General features: G+C 66.0%; 1 protein-coding gene. It reads left to right on the top strand.

Annotated elements, in window-relative coordinates; translation table 11 throughout:
- Positions 1-321: 321 nt before the first annotated feature.
- Positions 322-847, top strand: a 526-nt coding sequence (locus ABD191_RS28935) for a hypothetical protein (protein ID WP_344089116.1), incomplete at its 3' end; no start/stop codon positions are given.

The raw sequence follows: 847 nt of genomic DNA on the forward strand, positions 1-847 counted from the left end.
GATGTGGTTCGATAACAGAACGTCGACCATGGGGCCACCAAGAGGACGAGGGGTGGCCGATGTGTGTCCACGTTTTCCGAGTTCCTGGCAAGATGCCGAATGGCACCCTCGTCTGGGTTGACCGGCAACTTCCACACACCTGCGTCCTTGTCGACCCTGCCCTCTTCCACGAGGGCCATCTGACCGACAGGGCAGTTGCCGTCATCGACGAGGCCTTGGCCATCCACGTACCCGGGCTCACACTGCGGTCGGCCCCGAGCTGCGAGCGCCCCCTGCTGCGCGCTGTGGCCGGCTGACGGCCCGCCGACGCGAGAGGTCCTCATGGCATACGCCGAGAAGGTCTACAAGGTCCGCAACGGCAAGCAGACCAAGCAGTTCACGTGGCGGTGCAGGTACCTGCGGCCCGACGAGAAGTGGGGAAGCCGGCCCGGCTTCCCCACGAAGAAGCTCGCGGAGGAGTGGGGAGAGGCGCAGGAGACCGCGATGAGGGAGGGTCGTTGGATCGACCCGAACTTGTCCGCCAAGAAGTTCGGAGTCTTCACGAAGGACACGTGGATGAAGGCCCAGGCCGTCCGCGGCCGGACCACGATGAACCAGTGGGAGCGGCTGGAAGCTCACATCCTCCCCGAGTGGGAGCACACTCCGCTGATCGCCTTCAACTGGTTCGATGTCGAGGCCTGGGCGAGGAAGGTGGCCAAGACGGCGGCCCGCAGCACGGTCAAGGACTGCGTGCAGCTCATGGCCCGGATCCTGAACGGCGCGGTAGACGCGAAGCACCTGGCGGTCAATCCGCTGGCGGGGCGGCGCCTCACGGGCATGCCCGCGGACACGGCGAAGAAGAAGCCCG

The sequence above is a fragment of the Luedemannella helvata genome, assembly GCF_039528415.1.
Classification (GTDB): Bacteria; Actinomycetota; Actinomycetes; order Mycobacteriales; family Micromonosporaceae; genus Luedemannella; species Luedemannella helvata.